This is a genomic window from Paenibacillus sp. LPE1-1-1.1 (assembly GCF_040676435.1).
Classification (GTDB): domain Bacteria; phylum Bacillota; class Bacilli; order Paenibacillales; family Paenibacillaceae; genus Pristimantibacillus.
Genome location: NZ_JBEGHY010000023.1, coordinates 209,236 through 230,993 on the forward strand (window position 1 = coordinate 209,236; position 21,758 = coordinate 230,993).

The 21,758-nt window shown below is 44.4% G+C and carries 21 protein-coding genes and 1 pseudogene; 6 read left to right on the top strand and 16 right to left on the bottom strand.

All coding sequences use genetic code 11. From position 1 onward, the window contains the following. The first annotated feature begins 27 nt into the window (after positions 1–27). On the top strand, positions 28–2,202 hold the full coding sequence (glgP, locus tag MRBLPE1_RS17620) for an alpha-glucan family phosphorylase (RefSeq protein WP_364147742.1): 2,175 nt from the start codon (positions 28–30) through the stop codon (positions 2,200–2,202). A 998-nt stretch (positions 2,203–3,200) separates the two neighbouring features. On the opposite strand, the gene MRBLPE1_RS17625 is transcribed toward glgP, so the two are convergent. From MRBLPE1_RS17625 to MRBLPE1_RS17635, 3 genes are all read right to left on the bottom strand, one after another. Then, positions 3,201–3,980 carry a hypothetical protein gene (locus tag MRBLPE1_RS17625; RefSeq protein ID WP_364147745.1) on the bottom strand — a complete coding sequence of 260 codons (780 nt, stop codon included), beginning with the start codon at positions 3,978–3,980 and terminating at the stop codon, positions 3,201–3,203. A gap of 314 nt (positions 3,981–4,294) precedes the next feature. Beyond that, positions 4,295–4,810 (bottom strand): DinB family protein, encoded by a 516-nt coding sequence (locus tag MRBLPE1_RS17630; RefSeq protein WP_364147747.1) that lies wholly within the window; start codon positions 4,808–4,810, stop codon positions 4,295–4,297. 30 nt (positions 4,811–4,840) lie between these two features. Continuing rightward, positions 4,841–5,236, bottom strand: coding sequence for a VOC family protein (locus tag MRBLPE1_RS17635; RefSeq protein ID WP_364147750.1), 396 nt, complete (start codon positions 5,234–5,236; stop codon positions 4,841–4,843). 485 nt (positions 5,237–5,721) lie between these two features. Here MRBLPE1_RS17635 and MRBLPE1_RS17640 point away from each other — a divergent pair, with 485 nt between their 5' ends. After that, complete coding sequence (locus MRBLPE1_RS17640) at positions 5,722–6,036, top strand: hypothetical protein (protein ID WP_364147752.1); 315 nt, start codon at positions 5,722–5,724, stop codon at positions 6,034–6,036. Between the two features lie 420 nt (positions 6,037–6,456). Here the strand turns inward: MRBLPE1_RS17640 and MRBLPE1_RS17645 are convergent, their stop codons facing one another. From MRBLPE1_RS17645 to MRBLPE1_RS17665, 5 genes are all read right to left on the bottom strand, one after another. Next, positions 6,457–6,873: a cupin domain-containing protein gene (locus MRBLPE1_RS17645; RefSeq protein ID WP_414698898.1), complete on the bottom strand. Its 417-nt coding sequence runs from the start codon at positions 6,871–6,873 to the stop codon at positions 6,457–6,459. 14 nt (positions 6,874–6,887) lie between these two features. Further along, positions 6,888–7,208, bottom strand: a complete 321-nt coding sequence (locus tag MRBLPE1_RS17650; protein ID WP_364147753.1) for a carboxymuconolactone decarboxylase family protein — start codon at positions 7,206–7,208, stop codon at positions 6,888–6,890. 75 nt (positions 7,209–7,283) lie between these two features. Beyond that, the gene (locus MRBLPE1_RS17655; RefSeq protein ID WP_364147756.1) at positions 7,284–8,318 is read right to left on the bottom strand and encodes a zinc-binding dehydrogenase; all 1,035 of its coding nucleotides are present in this window, start codon (positions 8,316–8,318) and stop codon (positions 7,284–7,286) included. Between the two features lie 71 nt (positions 8,319–8,389). Then, a complete protein-coding gene (locus MRBLPE1_RS17660; protein WP_364147758.1) occupies positions 8,390–9,367 on the bottom strand; it encodes an aldo/keto reductase in 978 nt (325 codons plus the stop codon). A gap of 255 nt (positions 9,368–9,622) precedes the next feature. Further along, positions 9,623–10,798 (bottom strand): MFS transporter, encoded by a 1,176-nt coding sequence (locus tag MRBLPE1_RS17665; RefSeq protein WP_364147761.1) that lies wholly within the window; start codon positions 10,796–10,798, stop codon positions 9,623–9,625. A 501-nt stretch (positions 10,799–11,299) separates the two neighbouring features. Between MRBLPE1_RS17665 and MRBLPE1_RS17670 the strand changes: the two genes are divergently transcribed. Then, positions 11,300–11,848 (top strand): TetR/AcrR family transcriptional regulator, encoded by a 549-nt coding sequence (locus MRBLPE1_RS17670; RefSeq protein WP_364147764.1) that lies wholly within the window; start codon positions 11,300–11,302, stop codon positions 11,846–11,848. 544 nt (positions 11,849–12,392) lie between these two features. Here the strand turns inward: MRBLPE1_RS17670 and MRBLPE1_RS17675 are convergent. The 6 genes from MRBLPE1_RS17675 to MRBLPE1_RS17700 all read right to left on the bottom strand — a co-directional run bounded on the left by MRBLPE1_RS17675 (position 12,393) and on the right by MRBLPE1_RS17700 (position 16,158). Beyond that, a complete protein-coding gene (locus MRBLPE1_RS17675; protein WP_364147767.1) occupies positions 12,393–13,085 on the bottom strand; it encodes a hypothetical protein in 693 nt (230 codons plus the stop codon). Next, positions 13,075–13,452 carry an RNA polymerase sigma factor gene (locus tag MRBLPE1_RS17680; RefSeq protein ID WP_364147769.1) on the bottom strand — a complete coding sequence of 126 codons (378 nt, stop codon included), beginning with the start codon at positions 13,450–13,452 and terminating at the stop codon, positions 13,075–13,077. The genes MRBLPE1_RS17675 and MRBLPE1_RS17680 overlap by 11 nt, the downstream gene beginning before the upstream one ends. Continuing rightward, entirely contained in the window at positions 13,410–13,559 is a 150-nt protein-coding gene (locus tag MRBLPE1_RS17685; RefSeq protein WP_364149720.1) for a sigma factor, read from the bottom strand. The genes MRBLPE1_RS17680 and MRBLPE1_RS17685 overlap by 43 nt, the downstream gene beginning before the upstream one ends. Positions 13,560–13,838: 279 nt before the next feature. Continuing rightward, positions 13,839–14,105 (bottom strand): hypothetical protein, encoded by a 267-nt coding sequence (locus MRBLPE1_RS17690; protein ID WP_364147771.1) that lies wholly within the window; start codon positions 14,103–14,105, stop codon positions 13,839–13,841. A gap of 474 nt (positions 14,106–14,579) precedes the next feature. Beyond that, positions 14,580–14,708 carry a hypothetical protein gene (locus tag MRBLPE1_RS17695; protein WP_364147774.1) on the bottom strand — a complete coding sequence of 43 codons (129 nt, stop codon included), beginning with the start codon at positions 14,706–14,708 and terminating at the stop codon, positions 14,580–14,582. Between the two features lie 301 nt (positions 14,709–15,009). Beyond that, a complete protein-coding gene (locus MRBLPE1_RS17700) occupies positions 15,010–16,158 on the bottom strand; it encodes an N-acetylmuramoyl-L-alanine amidase (RefSeq protein ID WP_364147776.1) in 1,149 nt (382 codons plus the stop codon). 972 nt (positions 16,159–17,130) lie between these two features. Between MRBLPE1_RS17700 and MRBLPE1_RS17705 the strand changes: the two are divergent. The 3 genes and pseudogenes from MRBLPE1_RS17705 to MRBLPE1_RS17715 form a co-directional block, all read left to right on the top strand. Then, a pseudogene (locus tag MRBLPE1_RS17705) lies at positions 17,131–17,259 on the top strand (MerR family DNA-binding transcriptional regulator); the annotation flags it as partial. Between the two features lie 7 nt (positions 17,260–17,266). Further along, complete coding sequence (locus tag MRBLPE1_RS17710; RefSeq protein ID WP_364149722.1) at positions 17,267–18,259, top strand: MFS transporter; 993 nt, start codon at positions 17,267–17,269, stop codon at positions 18,257–18,259. Beyond that, positions 18,260–18,898 carry a hypothetical protein gene (locus MRBLPE1_RS17715; protein ID WP_364147778.1) on the top strand — a complete coding sequence of 213 codons (639 nt, stop codon included), beginning with the start codon at positions 18,260–18,262 and terminating at the stop codon, positions 18,896–18,898. A 160-nt stretch (positions 18,899–19,058) separates the two neighbouring features. On the opposite strand, the gene MRBLPE1_RS17720 is transcribed toward MRBLPE1_RS17715, so the two are convergent. Further along, on the bottom strand, positions 19,059–19,394 hold the full coding sequence (locus tag MRBLPE1_RS17720) for a hypothetical protein (protein ID WP_364147779.1): 336 nt from the start codon (positions 19,392–19,394) through the stop codon (positions 19,059–19,061). Between the two features lie 343 nt (positions 19,395–19,737). Beyond that, positions 19,738–21,738 carry a glutaminase family protein gene (locus MRBLPE1_RS17725; protein WP_364147781.1) on the bottom strand — a complete coding sequence of 667 codons (2,001 nt, stop codon included), beginning with the start codon at positions 21,736–21,738 and terminating at the stop codon, positions 19,738–19,740. Positions 21,739–21,758 lie beyond the last annotated feature (20 nt).

Genomic DNA, 21,758 nt, shown 5'->3' on the forward strand with positions numbered 1-21,758 from the left:
AATTTTTCGCGAAAATGAGGTGGGATGATGTCAAACGGCGGTGTAGCGTATTTCTCGGCAGAATTTGGACTTGACGAAACTTTACCGATTTACTCGGGCGGCCTTGGCATATTAGCAGGCGACCATATCAAGGCGGCCTCAGACATGAATGTTCAGCTTACGGGTGTAGGCATATTTTACGGTAACGGTTACTTCCAGCAGCACATCGATGAGGGCGGCTCGCAGCAGCATCTGTATCAAAAAATCGACCCAGAGGCAAGCACCTACCCAGTTCGTCTCGTGCGGGATGCCGAAGGGCGGACTCTCGTTGTCGACGTGATGATAGGCGGCAGGCAGGTGTATGTGAAAGCGTGGTCCGTTCAGATGGGCTCGGTCACTCTGTACCTGCTCAATACCGACGTTGAATCGAATAGCGACGCGGACCGCCGCTTGACCGACACACTCTATCCAAGCGAACAAGACGTTCGCATAAGCCAGGAGATAATCCTTGGCATCGGCGGAGCGAGATTGCTTGCAACGCTGGGCATCCGGCCGGACGTCTGGCATATGAACGAAGGGCACCCAGCGTTCCTGACGCTCGAGCGCATCCGCATGCTGTCCGCCGAAGGAGTGCTGTTCGAGACTGCACTCGAAGCGGTAAAGGCGAGCACTGTATTCACGACGCACACACCGGTACCCGCCGGGCATGATGTCTTCTCCATCGACATGATGGACCGCTATTTCGGCGACTATTACTGGCAGTTCGGGACGGACAGGGAGCGAGTGCTGTCGCTCGGCCGAGTGGGCGATGCGTTCAACATGACACGGCTTGCCGTCAGCACGTCGTCAAAGGTGAACGGGGTGAGCAAGCTGCACGGCGAGGTGACACGGGACTTGTTCCACCGGTGGATGCCGCATATTCCGAGACAGGACATTCCAGTCGATTCAGTCACGAACGGCATCCATATCGGGACATGGCTAGCCACTGGCATGAAGGAGCTGTTCGACCGGCACCTCCCGCCCGACTGGGCCGTCCGCACCGCGGAACCGGACGTATGGGCTGCTGTTCGGGATATCCCACTCATAGAGCTGTGGGAGGAGCATCAGCGGGCGAAATCTGAGATGGTCCGGGAGTTGGGCCTGCCGCTTGCCTTATCCGGTGAAGGACCGTTGATCCTCGGCTTCGCCAGGCGATTTGCGACGTATAAGCGGGCACTGCTCATCTTCCGCGACCTAGAGAGGCTTGCGCACATTTTGGGCGATCCGCAGCGCCCCGTGTGCCTAGTTTTCGCCGGAAAAGCGCATCCCGCGGACGGACCGGGACAGGATCTTATCCGCAGAATAGTGGAGCTATCCCAGGAGGAAAGGTTCAAGGGCAGGGTTTACATTGTGGAGAACTATGCGATGGATAAGGCGAAGAAGCTGGTCCAAGGCGTCGACGTTTGGCTCAACACACCCGTGAAGCCGATGGAAGCGAGCGGTACAAGTGGGCAAAAGGCGGCCATGAACGGCGTACTCAACTGCAGTGTACTGGACGGCTGGTGGGTAGAAGGCTACAACGGGCGGAACGGTTGGGCCATCGAAGGCGCGACGGATGGCGACTTCGAGTACCAGGCGCATCAGGACAGTGAAGCGCTTTACCGGCTGCTCGAGGAAGAGATTATTCCGCTGTTCTACAAGCGGGGTGATCGCGCGGTCCCGACGGAATGGGTCAACCTGATGAAAGAGTCGATCTGCTCAATCGCGCCCTTCTTCAACACCCACAGAATGGTAAGCGATTATTGGCACAAGTTGTATGTCCCCACGACCGTAAGGGGGAAGCGGTTCGCCGCTGACAACTTCGAGGTCGCATCAAAGGTTGCCGCCTACAAGCAATTCATCCGTGACAACTGGTCCGGCGTCCGCGTCAGGAAAGCGGATATTCTGGCCGACCATAGCAGCAGGATCGGGCTGAACAAGACGGCCTTCCGTGCCGAAATTCAACTCGGCGCCATCTGGCACAAGGACGTCCGCGTCGAGGCGGTCGGCTCCGACGGCCGTCATGGCATCTGGAAGGCAAAGCTGGAGCTGGTACAGCAGCAGGCCAAGGGACTATACGTCTACGAGGGCACTTTACCCGATATCTCAATCAACATATGGAAGTCTAACGTGAACGTGCGGGTCACGCCGATCAGCCCAGATTTCACGACCGATTTCGAGATGGAGCTGGCTGCTTGGGGATAACGGAAGAACGGTATATAAGACGGCGGAGCCTTGAAGGACACCGTCGTCTTGCATTCCCGTAGATGGTATCGGATGTCGTCAGCTTCCGCTAAAATGAGGGGAAAGACAGGGAGGATTACGGATAAATCGAGTCAGCATGCGGGAAGTTTCGTCCTGGGGAACACCATCATAGGGAACGTTTCGTTATTTTTACGGCTGAACTTACACATAATAAGAGTGACAAAATAAACAACTAAACAAAAGAGTGATATAAAAGCTTAACTTATATTTATAGAAAATATGAAAATGGTTATATAGTGTTTGACACTATATATAAAATCTTATGAAATAAGGGTTTTCCTCTGAATAAATACATATGTGCAAAATACAAATTTTATCTAAAATCAATTATAAAGATAGAGATCAATACTGATATAGACTTTGTTAATAGGTGTCACATTATATTTCAGTAAGTTATATTGGTTTTATAAAATTGATCCTTCTTTTGAAAGCAAGCACCTAATCTTGTTAACATAAATTTAAAAGGAGATAAAAATGAAAAAGTTAACGTGAATCAATACATCGAAAAAAATAAGAAAACACTCTATGCCGCCATGTTTGAGAATGAAACAAAACAGAACAGATCGCAAGGGCTCAATTGTTGATTCAGAAACTTAAAAATCTAAATAATATTGATAATAATTTGATTATTGAAAAGATTGCCGCTGAACTTTACAAGGATAAGTAACACAATAAAACAACGAGTAAATTAATGGAACTATTGATTAATTAATTGACTATTACACAAAACTCGTATTTTGTACATATGTATATAAATCGGAAACATCTCTTTAATAACCTGATATTTTGTATATTGTCGGATGACAAGAACTTGATCCCATTCCCTACGCGAATAAGCAAAACAAGAAAAAAAATGCTTGCACGGATTCCCGGAATCTTAAATGATTAATACAATAAAAAAATCCGCCTGCGCGGATTCCCATTGTTGATTATGCAGTTTATAATGTCAATCTCAATACATACTGATCGACATTCTGACGAAGCTCTTTGTTTTCCTCGGTCATATGTGAGTAGTACATCATTGATGCACCTAACGGACTGTAGGATTTCATCGAATATAAACTCGATCGAATTGACTTCTTTTCGTGCGGGCATTCACCGAACAATCTGTCCATTAACGAATGCAAAGTGTTTCTCGTCTCATAATAAAATTCTACAGACTGTTTTTTTGCCATGTCAGGATGAAATCTAAAAGCCATCTCTGGAATACATCTATCTTTCATTCCTTTTATTTCAGCACTAGTAGGAACGGTTATATTCTTTGATCTCTGTTTTGCAATATTAAGCCACTCTTTGAAAAAGCTTAAGCATATATGTGCCGTGACTTTATTTATGATCCAATGAACCAAATTTCTATTTTCGATTACTTTAAGATTGGAGTAATCGAAAAGATTATTTATGTACGCTTCAACAACATCTTCGATTAGCTCTGTGGCCGTTAATCTTCCTTTTCTCCAGGAAGTTATATCACTCCCTCTTTTCTCTTTGTAAAAATGATCTAACTTAAGCAACGATTGTGTATAACTATCGCTTCCCAACGCCTGAACATGAATGTGGTCATGAAGTCTCTGATTGCCGAACTTCCATGTTACAGTCCATCCATCATTTCCATCTTTGTCATAACCAATGAGTTCTCTTTCACTCCAAGTCTCCGTCCCTGTCGGTATTAACCAAAAAAGAACGGTTTCTGTATTTTTGGCATCGGCATGGATTGTCATCTTACTAACGCCTTTTGGAACACCCCACCACCCTGATTCCTCGGGTAAATCCGTGTATATACTCGCAAAAGCTGGGCACGATTATCGTCATGGTTATGTAATTGTCCTATAAGAAAGCTTATTACTAATATTAAATTACATAGCTTCACTTAAAATTCACCCCACTGGTTAATCTACCCAGTAACATGCAAATGTATTAAGTAAAACTGCCTGTTAGTTGAACGAAGGGCTACCTAACGGCAGCCCTGTCAGTATTGAACTATCGTTGCTCGTTAGTTTAATCATAATTGAGCAAAAAGCTTTAGAAAATTGTGCTATCTTATGCCTGCCTCCGCCAGCTTTTCGTCCAGCTTCACCTTCTGGCGCAAATGGTGCCTGCTGTGCATACCAACCATCTCAAACCAATCACGTGCGTTGAGCCAGCCAAACCAGCCATGGCGCACCTTGCAAGCCGGATTCGACTCATCTATGCAACCCGCCCAGTTGGCTAACTTCTCTAGCACCTGCTCCAGGCCAGCTATGATTTCATCCTTGCTCTCGGGGTTGCATGTCGCGTTGGGCGGTTCCTCAAGTTTCACTCGGATATTGGGCCACTCTTTTTCGGCAAGCGCCTTCGTTCCGTCTTCCGTCTTTCCTTCAGACTCTTCGTTTGTTGCCTTGGTGCATGTTTCAATATGCCCGATGTACTCTTTCGCCACTTCGATCACGTGGATATACATTTGCCCGACCGACCATACGTTTTCTTTGCATTTAAATCGCAACTGCTCTATCGAATATCTGTCCAGATTCCGAATATATTGCTCGATAATAGCCGAAGAATCGTTCACCATCCAGATCCTCTCCCCGCTAATGCCAATTCATTACAGCACCTGCGCAATCTCCCACACATGCCCGTCTGGATCGGCAAAACAAGCCGTCCGCCGCCCCCAGGGGCGCGTTATTGGTCCATTCAATAACTTAACGCCCCGCACTTCTAGCTCATCGCATACCCGGTCAACGTCTGGCACTTGGATCGTAAACTGAAACCGCGCGCCATCTCCGCCGCGACCAACCTGCGCCGGCTCAATCAACTCGCGGGCATTCGATTGATTTAACAGATTGATGCTTGTATTGCCATAATCGAACACCGCGCAGCTTTCATCTTCATATATGATCGCAAGTTTGAACGTCTCTTGGTAGAATGCCTTCGACCGACGCAAATCTTCCACAAACAATGTGATTTCGGTAATTTTGTTTGCCCAGTCAGCTGTCTCCATCCGCATTCAACCCCATTTTCATTTTTTTTACAATTCTATTTGGATCATACGAATTGCCCGTTCCATTGTCAATGCTAATATGGAGGCTGTGCTCATCGCTTACGATCCTACGCGTATTGCGCATAACTGCCCGTTAGCTTAACGACGCATCGTCAGTCAAAAACTTTAGTCGGGAATGGGACTATGTTCTTGTCATTAGTCGGGAATGGGATCAAGTTCTTGTCATCAACAAATGACAAGAACTTGATCCCATAAATAAAAAAACCGCAATTTGCGTGGCTTTAATGGGATAATGTTCTTGACTTCCGACATCTATGGTGTGCAGCGACACAAATTTACTTAAATAAAAAATCACGACACAAAACTACTTTAATAAACTAAAAAGTTTTGGGTCGCGTCCCACTCTCATTAAATAATTATTGGTTGTTACGTCTTCGTTTCTTTATCGAGTCGAATGGACATGTTGCATAATGGAGATTCTTCAGTTGAAAGTCTCGATCGTTCTGCCACCATTGAAATTCTATAATATCATCGTTATTTATCTTCAAAATAAAGAACGGCAGCTTTTCGTATTTAAACGGCGGCCAATGGTTATAAACATATTGATGAACGACGGAAAGAAGAAAATTGTTTCACCAGCGTATAAATGTGTTTATACCACATTAGTTAATGGGAACGGTTTAAAACAATGTGCCCCCGTTAATGGTGAGATCGTACTAAGAAATGGTTCGAACAAGATTCGTGCAAAATCTCCAGAACTCTACGAATGGCTTCAAAATGGCTGGAAACAAAATAACTAAAAAAATTAAATAAATAAATAACAGTGGTTAAGTCTAATTTAAAACCACTACAGAAAAATCGCATACCTGATTAATATTCATTTATTCAAGTAGAATTGTGTCGCGTGGTCATTAATTAAGCGTATTTGTGTCAATTAAAAACGACATAAATATGCTTAATTAACAATCAAAAAACCACTGTTTTCTCTCATTATATTCAAGCAATTTTGTGTCGCTGCACATATGGCTTGTGTCGGACGACAAGAACTTCTATACATACCTGTTAACGCAATGAAGCTGCCGATTGTGCTGGCAGCTTCGTCCTGGTTGCTTATTGAACTAACGTTCCTCGATAGCTTAAGTAGACTCATCTTTAAAATGAAAATGTTCGTGAATGAATAGCATTTATCCGCTACAATTGTCTCACGGTTTGAAGCATTATCAATATTTCACTTTATTTGCTTCTGCGAACTGTTCATCATTTACAGGCTCAAACCATTCAGTCTCTGGCTTGCTCGGATCACCAGCAGCTGCTAAATGAACAAACCATGAGTCATCTGCTGCACCATGCCAATGTTTCACACCTGATGGAATGATTACTACATCCCCTGCTTTTAAGCGTTGAGCAGGTTCGCCCATAGCTTGATAATAACCTTCACCGGCAGTAACAAACAATAATTGCCCCCCTGTATGAGAATGCCAGTTATTACGGCAACCCGGTTCAAACGTCACATTTCCAATAGCATTTGGTCCGGTTGTGAGCATTTTTAAATAACTTTGTCCTAAGAAAAATTGAGAAAATGGATTGGGTTCTCCTGCATCGAATAAAATCGTATCTTTCATGTCTTTGATAATCATGACCTTTGTCTCCCTTAGTCCTTATAGATTTCTTTTGCTATATTAAATGCTGACCATGCTTTTGGCCATCCAGTATAGAAAGCAAGGTGGGTTATCATTTCAGCTATTTCCTCTTGGGTAACACCGTTTTTTTTAGCTCTTTGTAAGTGGGCAGACAATTGTTCAAAGTTTCCTCCGCTGATTAATGCACTAATCGTTATCATACTGCGATCGCGAGGAGATAATTCATTTTCTCGTGACCAAACCTCACCGAATAATACATCATCGTTAAGTTCTGCGAATTTAGGTGCGAATTCTCCAAGCAAATCTCGCCCTGCTGTTTGTTTTTCTGGCAAAGTTGTTATCTCCTTTGTTAACCACTATAGTAATGCTCTCTAATGTACAAGTTCTTTCTCTTACACTTCTCTTTATTAAGGTCTAATTAGTACTTTGAGCGCTTCACGTTTGTCCATGGCACGATAACCTTCTGGAACCCCGTCCAGATCAACGGTTACATCAAATACACGACCAGGTTCAATTGTTCCGTTAAGGATGTCGGGCAATAATTCTTCCATATATGCACGCGTTGGAGCTGGTCCCCCCGTTAGCGTTATATTACGACCAAAAAGACTAGCAAAGCCGACTGGAGCATCCTCATACTGTGGCACACCAACACGGCTGATAACCCCACCAGCCCTCACTACACCAAGGCTCATCTCATAAGCAGGCATTAGACCAACACATTCAAGAACAACGTGTGTTCCTTCTCCATTCGTCAATTCCAGAACTTTCGTAATGCCTTCTTCTCCGCGCTCAGAAACAACATCTGTGGCACCAAATTCAACACCAAGATCTGTCCGTACCTTATGGCGACCCATGAGAATGATTTTCTTAGCACCGAGTTTCTTCGCTGACAGGACGGCAAGAAGACCAACTGCTCCATCACCGATAACCGTTACTGTCGTATTTTCATTCACACCGCCCTTCACAGCCGCATGATATCCAGTACCGTATACATCAGACAATGTTAATAGGGAAGGCAGCAATGGTGAGTTCTCATCTATTTCTTCAGGCAATTTGAACATACTTCCTTGTGCTTGAGGTACTCTAACAAACTCCGCCTGGCAACCGGACATAAACCCTCCGTGTATGCATGAAGTCATTAATCCTTCTTCGCAAAAAGGACATGTGTTGTCACCATAAGCAAAGGGAACGACAACCAAATCGCCTCTTTTGAATCCAGTAACGTTCGATCCCATTTCTTCAATTCTTCCGATGACTTCATGGCCCATGGCTTCACCTTCGCCATGCTCATGGGCATGCATGCTATGATAAGGATGCAGGTCGCTTCCGCAAATGCAGGCGGTAACCACCTTCAAAATGGCATCAGTCGGTTTTTGCAATTTCGGAACGGGTACTTCTACTACGCGAACATCACCAGCAGCATACATCATATTTGCTTTCATTCCAATTAACCCTCTTTTCATTTAAGAAACTTTTTGTTTCGATTTAAACTTTCGGCAGAATTAGCATTTGCTTATTTGCCGGTCCTTTTCTTTTCTGCTTCCGGATAACGGTCACCAACAATTTGAATCTTGGCGATTTCTTCATTGATCTCCTGTAGCTCTTGTTCAGTAAACACGATATTAGTTGATGCAACATTTTCAGAGATTCTGTTGACATTTGTTGTCCCTGGAATTGGAACAACAAAGGACTTCTGGGAAAGAATCCATGCAAGTGCTATTTGTGCAGGAGTTACATTCCTCCGCTTAGCCAGTTTATTCAAAAAATCAATAATTACCTGATTCGCTTCCATTGCTTCCTTGGTAAACCGCGGAAGCTCCCCTCGGTTGTCATTCTCAGTGAAAGATGTGTTCTTGTCTATTTTTCCGGTGAGAAATCCACGTCCCAGAGGACTATAGGCAACTAAGCCAATCCCTAATTCCTTGAGTACCGGGAAAATGTTTCGCTCTACATCGCGCCACCAAATCGAATACTCACTCTCCACTGCCGCCAGCGGTTCAACGGAGTGCGCACGGCGAATGGTTTCAGCGCTTGCCTCCGACAATCCCCAGTGGAGGATTTTTCCATCTTTTTTAAGTTGCTGCATAGTCATTGCAACTTCTTCAATTGGAACCTTTGGGTCTATACGATGGATATAGTATAAGTCGATATAATCCGTTCGCAATCTTTTTAAAGATCCTTCAACTGAACGTATGATGGACTCTGGCCGGCTGTCAAGCTCATTTGTTAAACCAGAGATCTTAAAACCGCCTTTTGTCGCAATCTGTACCCTGCTGCGGCGACCTGCAAGCGCCTCACCAACAAGCTCTTCATTGGTATAAGGCCCATAAACTTCTGCTGTGTCATACATGGTAATACCAGCATCAATAGCGGAGTGCACGACCTGAATCATTTCATTACGGTCTTTTGCCGGACCCCGATGATAGTTTAGCCCCATACACCCGAATCCAAGTAATGAAGTCTCCAAGTCACCCAATTTTCTTTTCTTCATAAGTCCTAAGTCCTCCCTTTCTTTAATCCGTATTTGTAAATGAAAGCTTCAATATTACGTGTACTAAATGAGATCAAAATTCATTAAACTTCTCAATCAAAAATTATTGCGCAAAAATCACGATAAACAATTCAAGTTGTTTAATCCACTCGTGTCTATTATTATAGATCTAAGCAGATTGAATTCAATGGTTAAAGAATTCTGATTTGTTAATTTAGCAACAGATCATCAAATTTTGTTTATTATTATTAATTCTTACTGGCTCTCTTTGTTAGTAAGTTTAATGGGATAATACCTGTAGTTTCTCATTAGAATAAACAATATACTCAATAACAAAAATAGGAATCCACCTAATATCACATATTTTGTCCCCATCTCAGTAATAATCGTTCCTCCTACTGTTGTCCCGATTGTTACCCCTACGTTACCAGAAGCTAAAAATAAGCCATTTGAGAACTCAGGAGCTTCTGGAGCTGCAGACACAATACAATATTGCGAGATATTGTTCCCTATAGCCACTACTATCCCAAAAGCGAAAACAATGATTGCCATAGGTATAGTGAACTGCCCCATTGAAAACAATGAAATGTAAACAAATGCCAATACGAATGGAAAGGATATTATAGATTTCATTGTGTTTTTTGTAAGGAGCTTACCTGCAACAATGTTCCCTATTATGCTGGCCCCACCGAATATGAATAACATTAAACTGGTTGTTTTCCCAGGTATTTGAGTAATGGTTTCAAGATACTCAGCAAGGTAACTACTTACTCCATACATCGCTGCATTTATAAAAACGACAGCAGCTATGGACAGCCAAGTAAAGAACCGTTTTAAAATACCTAACTGAGATCCATAAGAGAGTCTTTCCTTAACAGGCATTGATGGTATAAATAGTAAAGTAATAAATGCAATTACATTCACGACAGTAAAAAACAACATGGCCATCTTAATTGAAGTTAAAGTAGCAATAAAACTAGAAATTGGTGATCCAAGTACCATCCCCCCCGTTACTCCCATAAATACTTTTGAAATCACCTTAGGAGCCTCTTCCTTGTTAACTGATGCAGCTGCTGCTGTTAAAGCTATTGAGACGTATACGGGATGTAAAAAGGCCGGAAGTACACGAGCAATTAATAAAACGGTAAAGCTTGATGCGAATATGGAGACAACGTTGCCAAGAACGAAAACACCTATTACTAATAACATTACCTTTTTACGATTTAAGCCCGAAAATAATAACGGAAGAATCGGTCCAGAAATGGCGACAGCGAGTGCAAAGAGACTCACTAGTAACCCTGCTTTGGCTATACTGACATTAAAGTGATCAGCAATCGAAGGTAATATCCCAACGATACCCATTTCCGTGTTTAAGATACCGAAAACACCTATCGTCAAAATAACTATAAACAAATGATTTTTTCTATCCACTAAAATAGCTCCTACTTTCTTTAAACGAATCTTTCGTAAAACTTCTATATTACGCGCACACTATTTAACCATTACTTAACTCCGCTCAAATGGTCCTATCTTCAACCAACTAACTTCCTGACATGTTTCAAGATAATCATCTAAATTGTCAAAGAAGCAAACACTGTAGGATGGATAGTTGCAGGACATATATTCGTATAGTAAGATTCCACCGTTTCCTAATTGCCATGCGGTATGACTGCGGATCACCTTCTTCCCTTCGACAAAGACCTCCTCGGCTATACTCCTGATCGTCTGTTGGATATTCATTTCTTAATCCTTCATCTCTTTTCCATAATCCAATCCTTGATGATTAAACAACAAAACTAGATTAAAAAACTTGTGTTAATTATTATATGATCAAGATGCGTTAATTCAATGGTTAAAGAAACGCGATATGTTGATAAATCAACATGAGGAATAAAAATGTTAAGTATCTTTAGAAGGTATGGTGGGTAGACGATGGCAAAAGTGGATCGGAGAATTCTTAAAACGCAGGAAGCTTTAAAAAAAGCTGTTATTGAACTGATGACTGAAAAAAATTTTGATGATATAACCATTCAAGATATTGCAGACCGGGCGAACTTAAATCGTGGTACAATTTATCTTCATTTTCAAGACAAATTTGATTTATTGGATAACCTCATAGAAACACACTTAAATGAATTAGGTGAGATGGACGAATGGGCATGTGAGATGGATTGGAACGAGGCTCTAGTTCCTTATTTTGAATATTTTGAGAAAAATTATTTATTTTTTTCAACTATGTTGGCAAGTACAGGTGTGCCGTCAGCGTTTAGAACTCGACTTCTTACTTCTTTTATTGAAGGTTTCAAAGGTGAGATTGATAGAGAAAGCGGAAGAAATACGGATTTAATTGATGATGTACTGCTGCAATATGCCGGTACTGCTTATGTAGGAATAATTGAATGGTGGATCCGAAACGGAATGCCATATCCGCCTCGAGTTATGGCAACACAAGTTGGGACCCTATTAGGGAGAAGTCTTTAGTCCGTCTATAAACTCAAAAATGTTTGCAGGAACTTATGCAAGCGGGTGGACTAGCCTTTATTCAACTATCCTGCCCGTTAGCTTAATAAATCGTGCTTTTAAAGGGATCACGGGGCTGTATAGAAGTTCTTGTCCTAATACGGCTTTGTATAGAAGTTCTTGTTTTGAGCAAACGACAAGAACTTCTATACAATAAATAAAAAAGCCGCAGTTTATGCGGCTTTCGTTGTATAGATGTTGTTGTCGTCCGACAGCTTGTGACACAATCACATGATTTATTATTATCGACTGATTGATAGTTTAATATTAATACTTATAATTCTCTGCATCGTTGTGTCTCTGGGGCTTAATGTTGGTGGCTTTGTGCTTTTTCTGATGACACAAATTTCTATACATATACAATAAAAAGTCTGATTACTCAAGCTCTCACTCAATTAATAGGTGAAATTGTGTCCCCTAGACATCATAGATGTAAGGACTAACTCGAAAAAGCAGCTGCCAGCATTGACGGCATCTACTTCTTCGAGGTAAAAGCTTTTCTCACTTAAAGCGTTGCCGACAACGCCATCTTCATCGCTACATCTCCTGGGATTGACCCGGTTACGCCAAAATGGACATCTTCCATCGTCCAGAACAATTCAGTCATGCCCGGTTGTTCGAATACGAATCCGTCCACTTCGCCCACTTTCGTCTTCGTAAATAGCTCGGCCGGATAGACGGATGCCATGCGGCTGGCCGAGAACGTCACCGTATGTTCGCCCGACGTATACGTAAAGATGATATCTCTAACTGGTTGACCCGGCATCCCCACCGCTGCAATTTCTGTTAAGGTGTACCCTTTCGGTACAAAGGACGGCAGCATCAAGCCTTCTCCAAAAGACGCCTTTGCTTCTTCGATCGAACCAAGCGTCATTGTCGTCAATTTAGTCACATCCGAACCGACGATGCCTCCGTTCGTCTGTGTCGGAGATACATTCTCCGTCGTACTATCCACAGGCGCCGGAGCGCTCGGTGTACCTAACAGCGGGATGGCTACAACGATTGAGACCGCTGCTGCCAATCCCACCGCCGCCACCTTCCATGATTTCGCAAGTTTCCATTTACGCCCTGCCTTCTCAGCAGCAACTTCTTGACGAATCTTCCGCTTCAGTTGCTCACTCATCTCCATACTCGAAAATAACATTTCATCAGACTCCTTTCTAAACTGTTGATGCAGTTCATGATCCCTATCCGTCATGAATGATTCCCTCCTTACCGATCTCTCGGGCGAGCATTTCTCGCGCCCGATGCAGTTTGTTGCGTACTGTTCCTTCCGGAGTGCTAATTGCTTCTGATATCTCCCGCGTGTTGAGGTCCGCGTAGTAATACAAGTACAACGCTTCCTGATACGGTAACGGTAGGCGAAGCACATGCTGCAGCACTTCGCTCTTCTTTAGCCGTTCAAGCGCCTCATCTTCCACGCTGATCGTTCGGCCAAGCTCCAACTTGCCTGGCTCGGTCGGCTGTTCCGTGAACATACGAACGCTCATTTTGTCGCGGCATATGTTGACTGTGATCGTCGTCAGCCACGTCTTGACGGTACTGTCGCCGGGAAGGTGTTCCACTTTCGGTACGCACGTAGGAACACCTCCTGGCTAATGTCCTCGGCAAGATGAGCATCCCCCGTATAGAAAAACGCGGTCCGTATAACAATCGTGCCGAATTCGTTCATGAGTTGCTCCAGTGCTTGCGTGGGGTCTTTCGAAAAATCATTCTTATATCGACTGCCGGTCGGCTTCACGTGATCACCACCTTCACCTTATTAGACGGTCCGAGTGGGAAATCCGCTGCAGATATAGTCACGGTTACGTAATTTGGAATATGTTCTTGTCCTCAATCGGTAAACGATATGTGTTCTTGTCATTAGCTTTTGACAAGAACATATATCGTTATAACAAAAAAAGCTGATTTTCCACGACTTATAGGCATATATGTTCTAGTCAACCGACAGCTAAGTGGCAAGCATGTTAAAAACCGTTCCTTTCATAAGGAACGGTTCATCTTTTGTCGTTGTTCCGCAACTAAATGTGCGCTTTGGATCGACTGGCCGCTGGTACCCCTTACCGCTTGGATCATCAAAAGCTTTTACTAAAGTGATATTCAACGCAATAGCTGCTGGTAAGTGGCTTTGATAAGCAACTTTGCCTCGCATCTTATATTGAAAAACATTTTCAATTACATAATTCACTGGCAAATTGCTTTCGATTAAACCTTTCATTATCTAAGCCCTGCTTCAGAGTCAAGATATATAGAGCCGAAGCAGCAGCCTAAATCCTTTAGGAAATTCTACCATAATCTTAAACTTAATTAATAGCCCCGAATACGACGAAAAAAGACAGCTTAATGCTGTCCAATTGTAAGAGTAATAGTTATTGTGTCACAATCCATAAAATCTATCGTAAACACTAGCGTATTCTGTCGAATTAGTAAATGTAGACTACATTGTATTTTGTGCACATATACGAGTATTCCTATATTTATAGTAAGAATTATTGTCGGATGACAAGAACTTGATCCCATTCCCTACGCGCCTCCTCCGGGATATGAATGAAACCGGAAAGCGAAAAGTTCCAGAAGACGCGCCGCTGAATATCATTCCAAACCGCTGGCAAAAGCACGTTTACGACGATGACGGAACCATCTATCGACCGCCTTCATTAGCGGCTCTGCCGACTAAATCTTGGGGGTTCGGTCAAATGAATGCACCCGTATTCCCAAATGAGATAACCGCATCTGCATGCTTATCTTTTACAAACGTTACGGCGCGAACAATAGAAGAATTCTTTTTGTTTCTAACCTTCACTCGAGGAAATGTATTCATCACAATAATGCACCTGAATATTTGTCATACCTAAGCCCGATAAATGCTCCTTGATAATGCGTTCATCGCCAAATAAATGAAACTCAACTGCATTCTCACCTTGATGACTTTTAATAAAATCAACCACACCGGTTATGACGGAAGCGGTCCTTTGTCCCCGCCCATCGTATCTATCGAAATTCTAATCATATTAATCCCTCGCTAAATTTAATTCTTCACAGTTTTCAAAAACTTACGAAACCTTTTTTGGAACATGAAAAAAGGCAGCAACAACTTTGCTACCCTTGAGTAGTTATAAAGACTAATTCGCATTTAAGAAAGAAACAATTCCGCCTGCGATAGCACTTGCTACCGTATCGCGATAAGCACTTGTTTTTAATTTAGCTGCTTCTGCTTCGTTGGTAATGAAACCAATTTCTACTAATGAAGCGGGTTTTTCATTTTCCTTAAGCACTTTATAGTTTGCGGGTTTTGCTCCACGGTCAGTCGATTGCGTTGATTTCACAAGACTATTTTGTATGAGTGAGGCTAACTGTTGAGACTTCGCATCGCCTGTTTTATAGTATGTCTCAACACCCTTCGCTTGTGAGGTCGTCGCAGCGTTCGAGTGAACACTTACAAATGCGTCGACTTGATAATCGGCAGATAATTTTGCCCGGTCCTCGAGTTTAAGGAATGTATCTGTTGTCCGAGACATTAATACAGCAACGCCTTTTGCTTGTAATTTTTTTTGAATGCGGAGAGATACATCTAACACTAGATTTTTCTCTTGCAGTCCATTACTGACACCGCCTGGGTCTTGTGCGCCGTGCCCAGCATCTATTTGTACAATTTTAGGATTAACAAATTTAACTCTATAGGCGGGATTCAGGGTTCTTGCAACAACAACCGCAAATTCTCCTCTTGTTATCTCTCTATCTGGTGAGAACAAAGAGAAACTTGTCCCTGAAAAGAATCCAGCCGAGGTCATTTTATTAATATCCGTATAGAACGGATGAGACTTCGGTACATCCAAATATTTCACGACACTCGTGGTCGTCAGCTTATTGGCACGAGAAATGAGTGCAGAGCTTTCTGCGCGAGTAATTTTTTTGTTGGGTTGGAAGGTGCCGTTCCCGTATCCATTTAGCAGTTTATGCTCAACACCGGTCTGGATAGATGCATAAGCCCAGTGTGATACCGGTACGTCCGTAAAATTTGTAACGGTACTACTTTCCATATGGATGTCCATTGCGTTTTCGACGATAACAAGTGCTTCTGCACGCGTGATTGGATTGTTGGGTTTAAATGTCCCATCGCCATATCCCCCGATGATTTTTTTATCATATAGGAACTTAACCTCAGCTGCGTTTGTATCACTAAAAGGATTAGTAGATGCAGCTGATGCGAAATTTGCTTGCGACAGTAGACATCCAAAAATCACAAGCGTCGCAAGTAATTTCTTTTTCATTTTTATCACTCCTAAAAAGTTATAGATAATTAGCTTACATGAAAATAGGAAAGACCCTAATTAAAAAAAGTACAGAAAATCGTTACTCACAAAATAAAAGCCATCTATTGCTTGATATGACTGGTTTTTTTGTTATGTCATTTTCTTATTAAAAATTCTTAATAAATAGGGTATATCGCTTTCTGACAAGTAAAAACGTTTTTTACATTTTAGTGGCGCGATTCATCAATACGTTATATTAGTCGTTATTAAAAAAGTAGACGAAGCATTTATTTTATCAATAGGAAGGTTATTACCTAATGAAATTTCACAAAAGATTAATGATTAGTTCTATATTGCTTGCTTTTATTGCAACCAGCTCTATGGTTGGCGGAACACCGGTTTCATTCATTGCGCCCTATGCCCCTTTCGCATTAAGTTCATCAAATGACAAAGGTAATATTTGCAACAAAAATTCTAGATTTCTGATAAAATTACAATCAAATATGGTACTACATTCAATTTTTGGACATTAGGCCTAGAGTAGGGTAAACACGCAGCCTAAACCGTCTATATCGTATTTTAGTTAAAATGATGTCTGGACCCCATGCCCATCAAGCTAAGAACCTTCATTTTGGAATCTAGTGATAGAATCTCTTATTTTCAAGAGTCGTTGTGGAGCTAAGCGTTTCTGCTGTCGATCGGATTGTTCGGGGCGGGATCCATCTTATGCGCATTGGGGATCCCGAGCGTTAGTATTGATGACTCTCATGTAGAACGTGGAGACATTGATCGCTCATGAACTGATGCTAGGTTTGACTCTTACATCATATCCAGTTATTGGGCTATTAGGATCCAGGTCCCTAAAGAAAAACACCTCATTTTAATGCTAATATTTAAAAAATTTCATTTTGCACTTGAAACTTACGTAACGTAATGAATTATGATGTGGATACCGGTAAAAAAACATCGCGCGAAAAAAAGGGGATGATCATGAAAACGGAGTGGAAAGTTGGAGAACTTGCGAAATTGGCAGGACTAACGGTTCGAACATTGCGATACTACGACCAGATCAGTTTATTCTCGCCATCCGGTCATACCGACTCCGGACATAGGATCTATGGACGAAATATATGTTGAACAAGCTGGGCGATTTTTTGAAGACCGAATGACGAACGCTATGAACGGGACTGAGATGCAGGCCGGCATGCGTGAATGGTTCGGGCTCGCGGTTCTTGCTTTGCCCGCCCTTCTTGTCTCAATCGATCTCTCCGTCATGATTCTCGCACTGCCACACATTGGCGCCGACCTCGGCGCTGACAGCGCCCGGCAATTATGGATCATCGACATCTACGGCTTCATGCTCGCTGGGTTATTGATCATAATGGGGACGCTGGGAGATCGGATCGGCCGCCGCAAACTGCTGTTGATCGGCGGGGCCGCATTCGTCATAGCCTCGATAGTGGCAGCATTCTCCCGAAGCGCTGAGATGCTCATTGCGGCCCGCGCACTACTCGGCATAGCCGGGGCGACTGTATCGCCTTCTACTCTAGCCTTGGTAAGCAACATGTTCCGTTCACATAAACAGCGCTCCCTCGCCATCGGCATATGGTTAACGTGCTCCATGGGCGGCATGGCCCTCGGACCGGTGGTTGGGGGTATCATGTTGGATCACTTCTGGTGGGGCTCGGTGTTCCTTCTGGGCGTGCCGGTCATGTTGCTTCTACTAATATCCGGACCCATGTTGCTGCCCGAATACCGGAACCTCGAATCCGGCCGGCTGGATTTGACCAGTGTCGCGTTATCGCTGGGCGCCATCCTGCCGGTCATATACGGCCTCAAGGAAATCGCCAAGTACGGTCTGCAGATGGTGCCTGCGTTGTTAATACTGGCGGGGATCGTCCTCGGCACGGTGTTCGTGTCGCGGCAGCGCAGGCTGACGAGCCCCCTGCTGGACCTGCGCCTGTTCGCGAGTCCCGGATTCAGCGCTGCACTGGGGGGCATGTTCGGTCTTACACTGACAGGAGCGACCATGCTCTTCATCGCGCAGTACCTTCAATTCGTGCAAGGAATGTCGCCGCTTCAGGCAGGGTTGTATATGCTCCCCGGGGTAATTGCCTAGATGGCCGGTATGCTTCTCGCGCCGCTTATCGCACGCCGGATCCGATCGGCCCGTCTTATCGGAACGGGACTATTGGTATCGACCTCGGGCTGTTTTCTGCTGACCAAGGTGGGGATTGAGTCAGGTCTCACGTTTCTGGTGCTCGGGTACATCTGCTTCAGTATAGGTGCAGCTCCGCTCCCGAGCCTGTCCAGCGACCTTGTCATCGGCTCAGCCCCGCCGGAGAAGGCGGGTTCTGCAGCCTCCATGCTGCAAACCAGCGGCGAATTCGCCTTCGCGCTGGGCATCGCAGTCTTGGGCAGCATCGGCACGGTCGTTTACCGCAACCAGGTGGCGAACTCTATTCCCACCGACTTGCCGGCATCCGCGGTACAAGCTTCCCGCGACAGCTTGGCCGGTGCCACGGCTATAGCGGAAGGCCTCTCCGAACAAGTCGGCAAGGCACTGCTCACGGGGGCGCGCGAAGCCTTTACGAGCGGGATGCACGCCGTTGCGGCAGCCAGCGGCGCCATCATGCTAGTTACCATCATCCTTGTCGTTACGCGGCTTCGGAACGTACGACCAATCGGAGAGACTCAGTCTAACCAAACCGGTAGTATTCCAGAAGTTACACCCGGCGCTGCCAAAGAATCAAGGTAGTTGCACTACCTAGTCATGCTTAAGTAAGAAACCAACCTGTACGGGCACTGTCCATTACCAATCAATTCCTTAAATGATTGGACTGTAGACACTCCGTAATTAAATCCTGAGATAAATGCTGGATAGGATCGAAGTCTTAGCGTATATTTTCCGCGTTTATCTAAACGAGCATGTGAAAACCTCTTGAAAAATAAAGGCCTACACATTTACATGTATTCAATGTATTCATGGTAGGAGCATCAAAAAAGCCGACCAAAACTGGAACAATACAGTCTTGGTCGGCTTTTTTCTGTTTTCCAACTCCCTTGGTATGAATGTGCTGGCAAATATCCTCTTCCGCGGTTATAAACCTGGAATCAGTCGAGTTCATCTGATCCAGCGGCCAGGTTCTATAAAGAAAGGTAATGAAATCCAATCTGCCGTCCAATTGAAGACCAGTTGAGAATAACTCGTCCATTAAGTATTGTCTGGTTAATCGTGTAATGTTTGTGGCCATTTTTTAACCCCGATTATAACGAATTTCCTAATTATACTATATTCGTAACATCTGCGGGGTCGTTGACTTCGATATGATCTGTTTTTCACAGCCGGCAATGTTATATCAGTAGCATGCTCCTACAGCTTGCTTTAAAAAGTTCCCAAACGCCATTGATTCCACGCTGGCTTCTCTCTATCTGAATCGACGCAACTTCCTATCCCGCTCCTATATGACGATTGGAAGGATCTCATTTTATCGCTTGAAATAGTTGTTTTTTAAATTACACATAACAAAGAGGAGCCGCCGTCTGGCAAGCTCCTGCTTCCTTACTATAGGTTAGACTCAACACCGTAACGCCATATTAAAACGGAGATAACAGCTGTATATAAAATCCGCCAACAACCGTCCGGTTTTGAAAGCCTATTTGCTTGCCCGTGACCGTATCGTACCAATCGGTAAGGGGAACACGGCTTGGCGATTCATGAAGCGAATACCACAGCGGTGCAATCATTTTCGCAAAATCTTCCTTCGATGGCGCCATCGATGCACACCACACTAGCCAATCCGACTTCGTATACGTGTTTCGGCTGTCCAGCGGCGTGCCGTACCGGTTTTGTTTGGCCAAATAATAAGGAATTTCTTTCGCCATTACATCGCCCGAGAACAAGCCCAGTCCAAAAAGATTGTCCCATACGAGATTGTATTTCATACTCCATGTATCTTCCGAGCTGTCGAATGTCAATTTATAATGGTCGCTTGCTTCATCCATCGCGATCCACTGCGTTGCCATTTCTTTGGCCGTATCGGAATAACGCGACATTTCTTCCGTTTTCCCAAGCATTCTGCACAAAATGGCATATGCTCCGATACCGATGATCGCTTTAACTGAGAGGTTCGCATTATGGGCTAGATGACCGGCAAAATCGTCCGTACACAGCTGGTTATTCGGATCGAGACCGTTTTCTATCAAATAGTTCGCCCATTTCGTCAGCAGCTCCCAGTGCTTCTCTGCAAAATCCGCGTTCTGTTCAGATAAACAAACGGCTGCCGCCATAATGAGCATATTGCCGCATTCCTCGATCGGCATTTGGTATTCGAGCTTGTTTTCTCCGTACACTTGACCGTTAGCTACCGGGTAACAGCCCACATCGTGAGGGGCAAATTCATACGGCCATTGTTCGCTGGCTGCATACCGAAAAATCGGACGCATCATACCCTTGACAAGCTCGGAGTTGTACCGCAAAAACAGCGGAATCGACGGATAGCTAACGTCCACTGTGCCAATACAGCCGTTGCTAAAGCATTCCTTGGACAAAAACAGAATCTCGGCGTTCTCATCGACGACCAGCTTGTGCGCTGAGATCGCCTGCCTATAAGCGAGCGACAGTATATCCGCATATTGCGATCCGCCCGCATCCTCGCTCTCCTGCCGCAATTCCCGGTCAAACTCTTCGCATTTCCCGATGATTTCATCGTATTGCGAGAAAGCTGCTGCAAGCATATCCTCGAATGAAGTACCGTTCCTTCGCCAATACGCTTTAAGCGGTTGGTTAAAATATTCGATAGAATGGATGTCGTCATAAGCCAGCACCGCATACTCTGATTGCATGGTTTCATTTACAGCGCCAAAATCGAATTGCACAGCCATTACCGGCGTATCGTCTTCCACAGCTCGCGGCATATGCTCGTCATCCGGCAAGCTTACATGACCCGATTCGATAAAATGGTTGCGCAGCCGATAAGACTGAATCGCTGTACGGGTAGATTCGGATTTGGAAGCGGCCAGGTACATAAATCCCCAGTCGATCCGAACGTCATCGCCAACACGCTGAAGCACCGGCTGCTGCTCGCTGCCCATACGCAGCGCATCGATTCCGTCGCCGATCGCTTTGCGGGACCAGACAATTTTCTGATCCGGCGTATTGACACACCATTCGCCGGTAACGTCCAAATAAATGTTAACATCATGCGATTTGCCGTCAATGGATTGAGTACGGAACGTAACGTATGAAGCCGGCCGCGATAATAGCTCCAGATCGTCAAGCAGCAGCGGCGTGGTGAAGTCGACCTCAAGCCGAATGCCATCCCCTTCAAACCGGTATTTGCTGGACGTCGCTGTCACTTCCAGATTCGTCTGTTTGAGGGCATCCGGTTCCTGGAAATCGCTTCCCTCGGCAAGCTCCGTCATCCCCATAAACCGGCGCGTTTGGCCGTCGATTCTTATCAATCCGGTCATGCTGCTGCGTTTGTTGGTCCAATGGGTAGGATGTTGATCCGTAAGGCAATCGGCAGTAGACCATACACTGAAATACGGATCAACCGTTACTAGAGGTATTGCAGGGGGCCTGAAATGTTGTGACATTGTTTTTGTTCTCCTTTAAA

What these genes read in the sequence shown, in the direction of transcription:
- MRBLPE1_RS17645 (WP_414698898.1), bottom strand. Translation starts at nt 6,873, where the DNA reads ATGATTATCAAAGACATGAAAGATACGATTTTATTCGATGCAGGAGAA.
- MRBLPE1_RS17685 (WP_364149720.1), bottom strand. Translation starts at nt 13,559, where the DNA reads ATGAACGAATTCGGCACGATTGTTATACGGACCGCGTTTTTCTATACG.
- MRBLPE1_RS17670 (WP_364147764.1), top strand. Translation starts at nt 11,300, where the DNA reads ATGGCAAAAGTGGATCGGAGAATTCTTAAAACGCAGGAAGCTTTAAAA.
- MRBLPE1_RS17655 (WP_364147756.1), bottom strand. Translation starts at nt 8,318, where the DNA reads ATGAAAGCAAATATGATGTATGCTGCTGGTGATGTTCGCGTAGTAGAA.
- MRBLPE1_RS17625 (WP_364147745.1), bottom strand. Translation starts at nt 3,980, where the DNA reads ATGACAATCCATGCCGATGCCAAAAATACAGAAACCGTTCTTTTTTGG.
- MRBLPE1_RS17700 (WP_364147776.1), bottom strand. Translation starts at nt 16,158, where the DNA reads ATGAAAAAGAAATTACTTGCGACGCTTGTGATTTTTGGATGTCTACTG.
- MRBLPE1_RS17695 (WP_364147774.1), bottom strand. Translation starts at nt 14,708, where the DNA reads ATGAATACATTTCCTCGAGTGAAGGTTAGAAACAAAAAGAATTCTTCT.
- MRBLPE1_RS17720 (WP_364147779.1), bottom strand. Translation starts at nt 19,394, where the DNA reads ATGGCCACAAACATTACACGATTAACCAGACAATACTTAATGGACGAG.
- MRBLPE1_RS17635 (WP_364147750.1), bottom strand. Translation starts at nt 5,236, where the DNA reads ATGGAGACAGCTGACTGGGCAAACAAAATTACCGAAATCACATTGTTT.
- MRBLPE1_RS17660 (WP_364147758.1), bottom strand. Translation starts at nt 9,367, where the DNA reads ATGAAGAAAAGAAAATTGGGTGACTTGGAGACTTCATTACTTGGATTC.
- MRBLPE1_RS17630 (WP_364147747.1), bottom strand. Translation starts at nt 4,810, where the DNA reads ATGGTGAACGATTCTTCGGCTATTATCGAGCAATATATTCGGAATCTG.
- MRBLPE1_RS17715 (WP_364147778.1), top strand. Translation starts at nt 18,260, where the DNA reads ATGGCCGGTATGCTTCTCGCGCCGCTTATCGCACGCCGGATCCGATCG.
- MRBLPE1_RS17690 (WP_364147771.1), bottom strand. Translation starts at nt 14,105, where the DNA reads ATGAAAGGTTTAATCGAAAGCAATTTGCCAGTGAATTATGTAATTGAA.
- MRBLPE1_RS17725 (WP_364147781.1), bottom strand. Translation starts at nt 21,738, where the DNA reads ATGTCACAACATTTCAGGCCCCCTGCAATACCTCTAGTAACGGTTGAT.
- MRBLPE1_RS17675 (WP_364147767.1), bottom strand. Translation starts at nt 13,085, where the DNA reads ATGACGGATAGGGATCATGAACTGCATCAACAGTTTAGAAAGGAGTCT.
- glgP (WP_364147742.1), top strand. Translation starts at nt 28, where the DNA reads ATGTCAAACGGCGGTGTAGCGTATTTCTCGGCAGAATTTGGACTTGAC.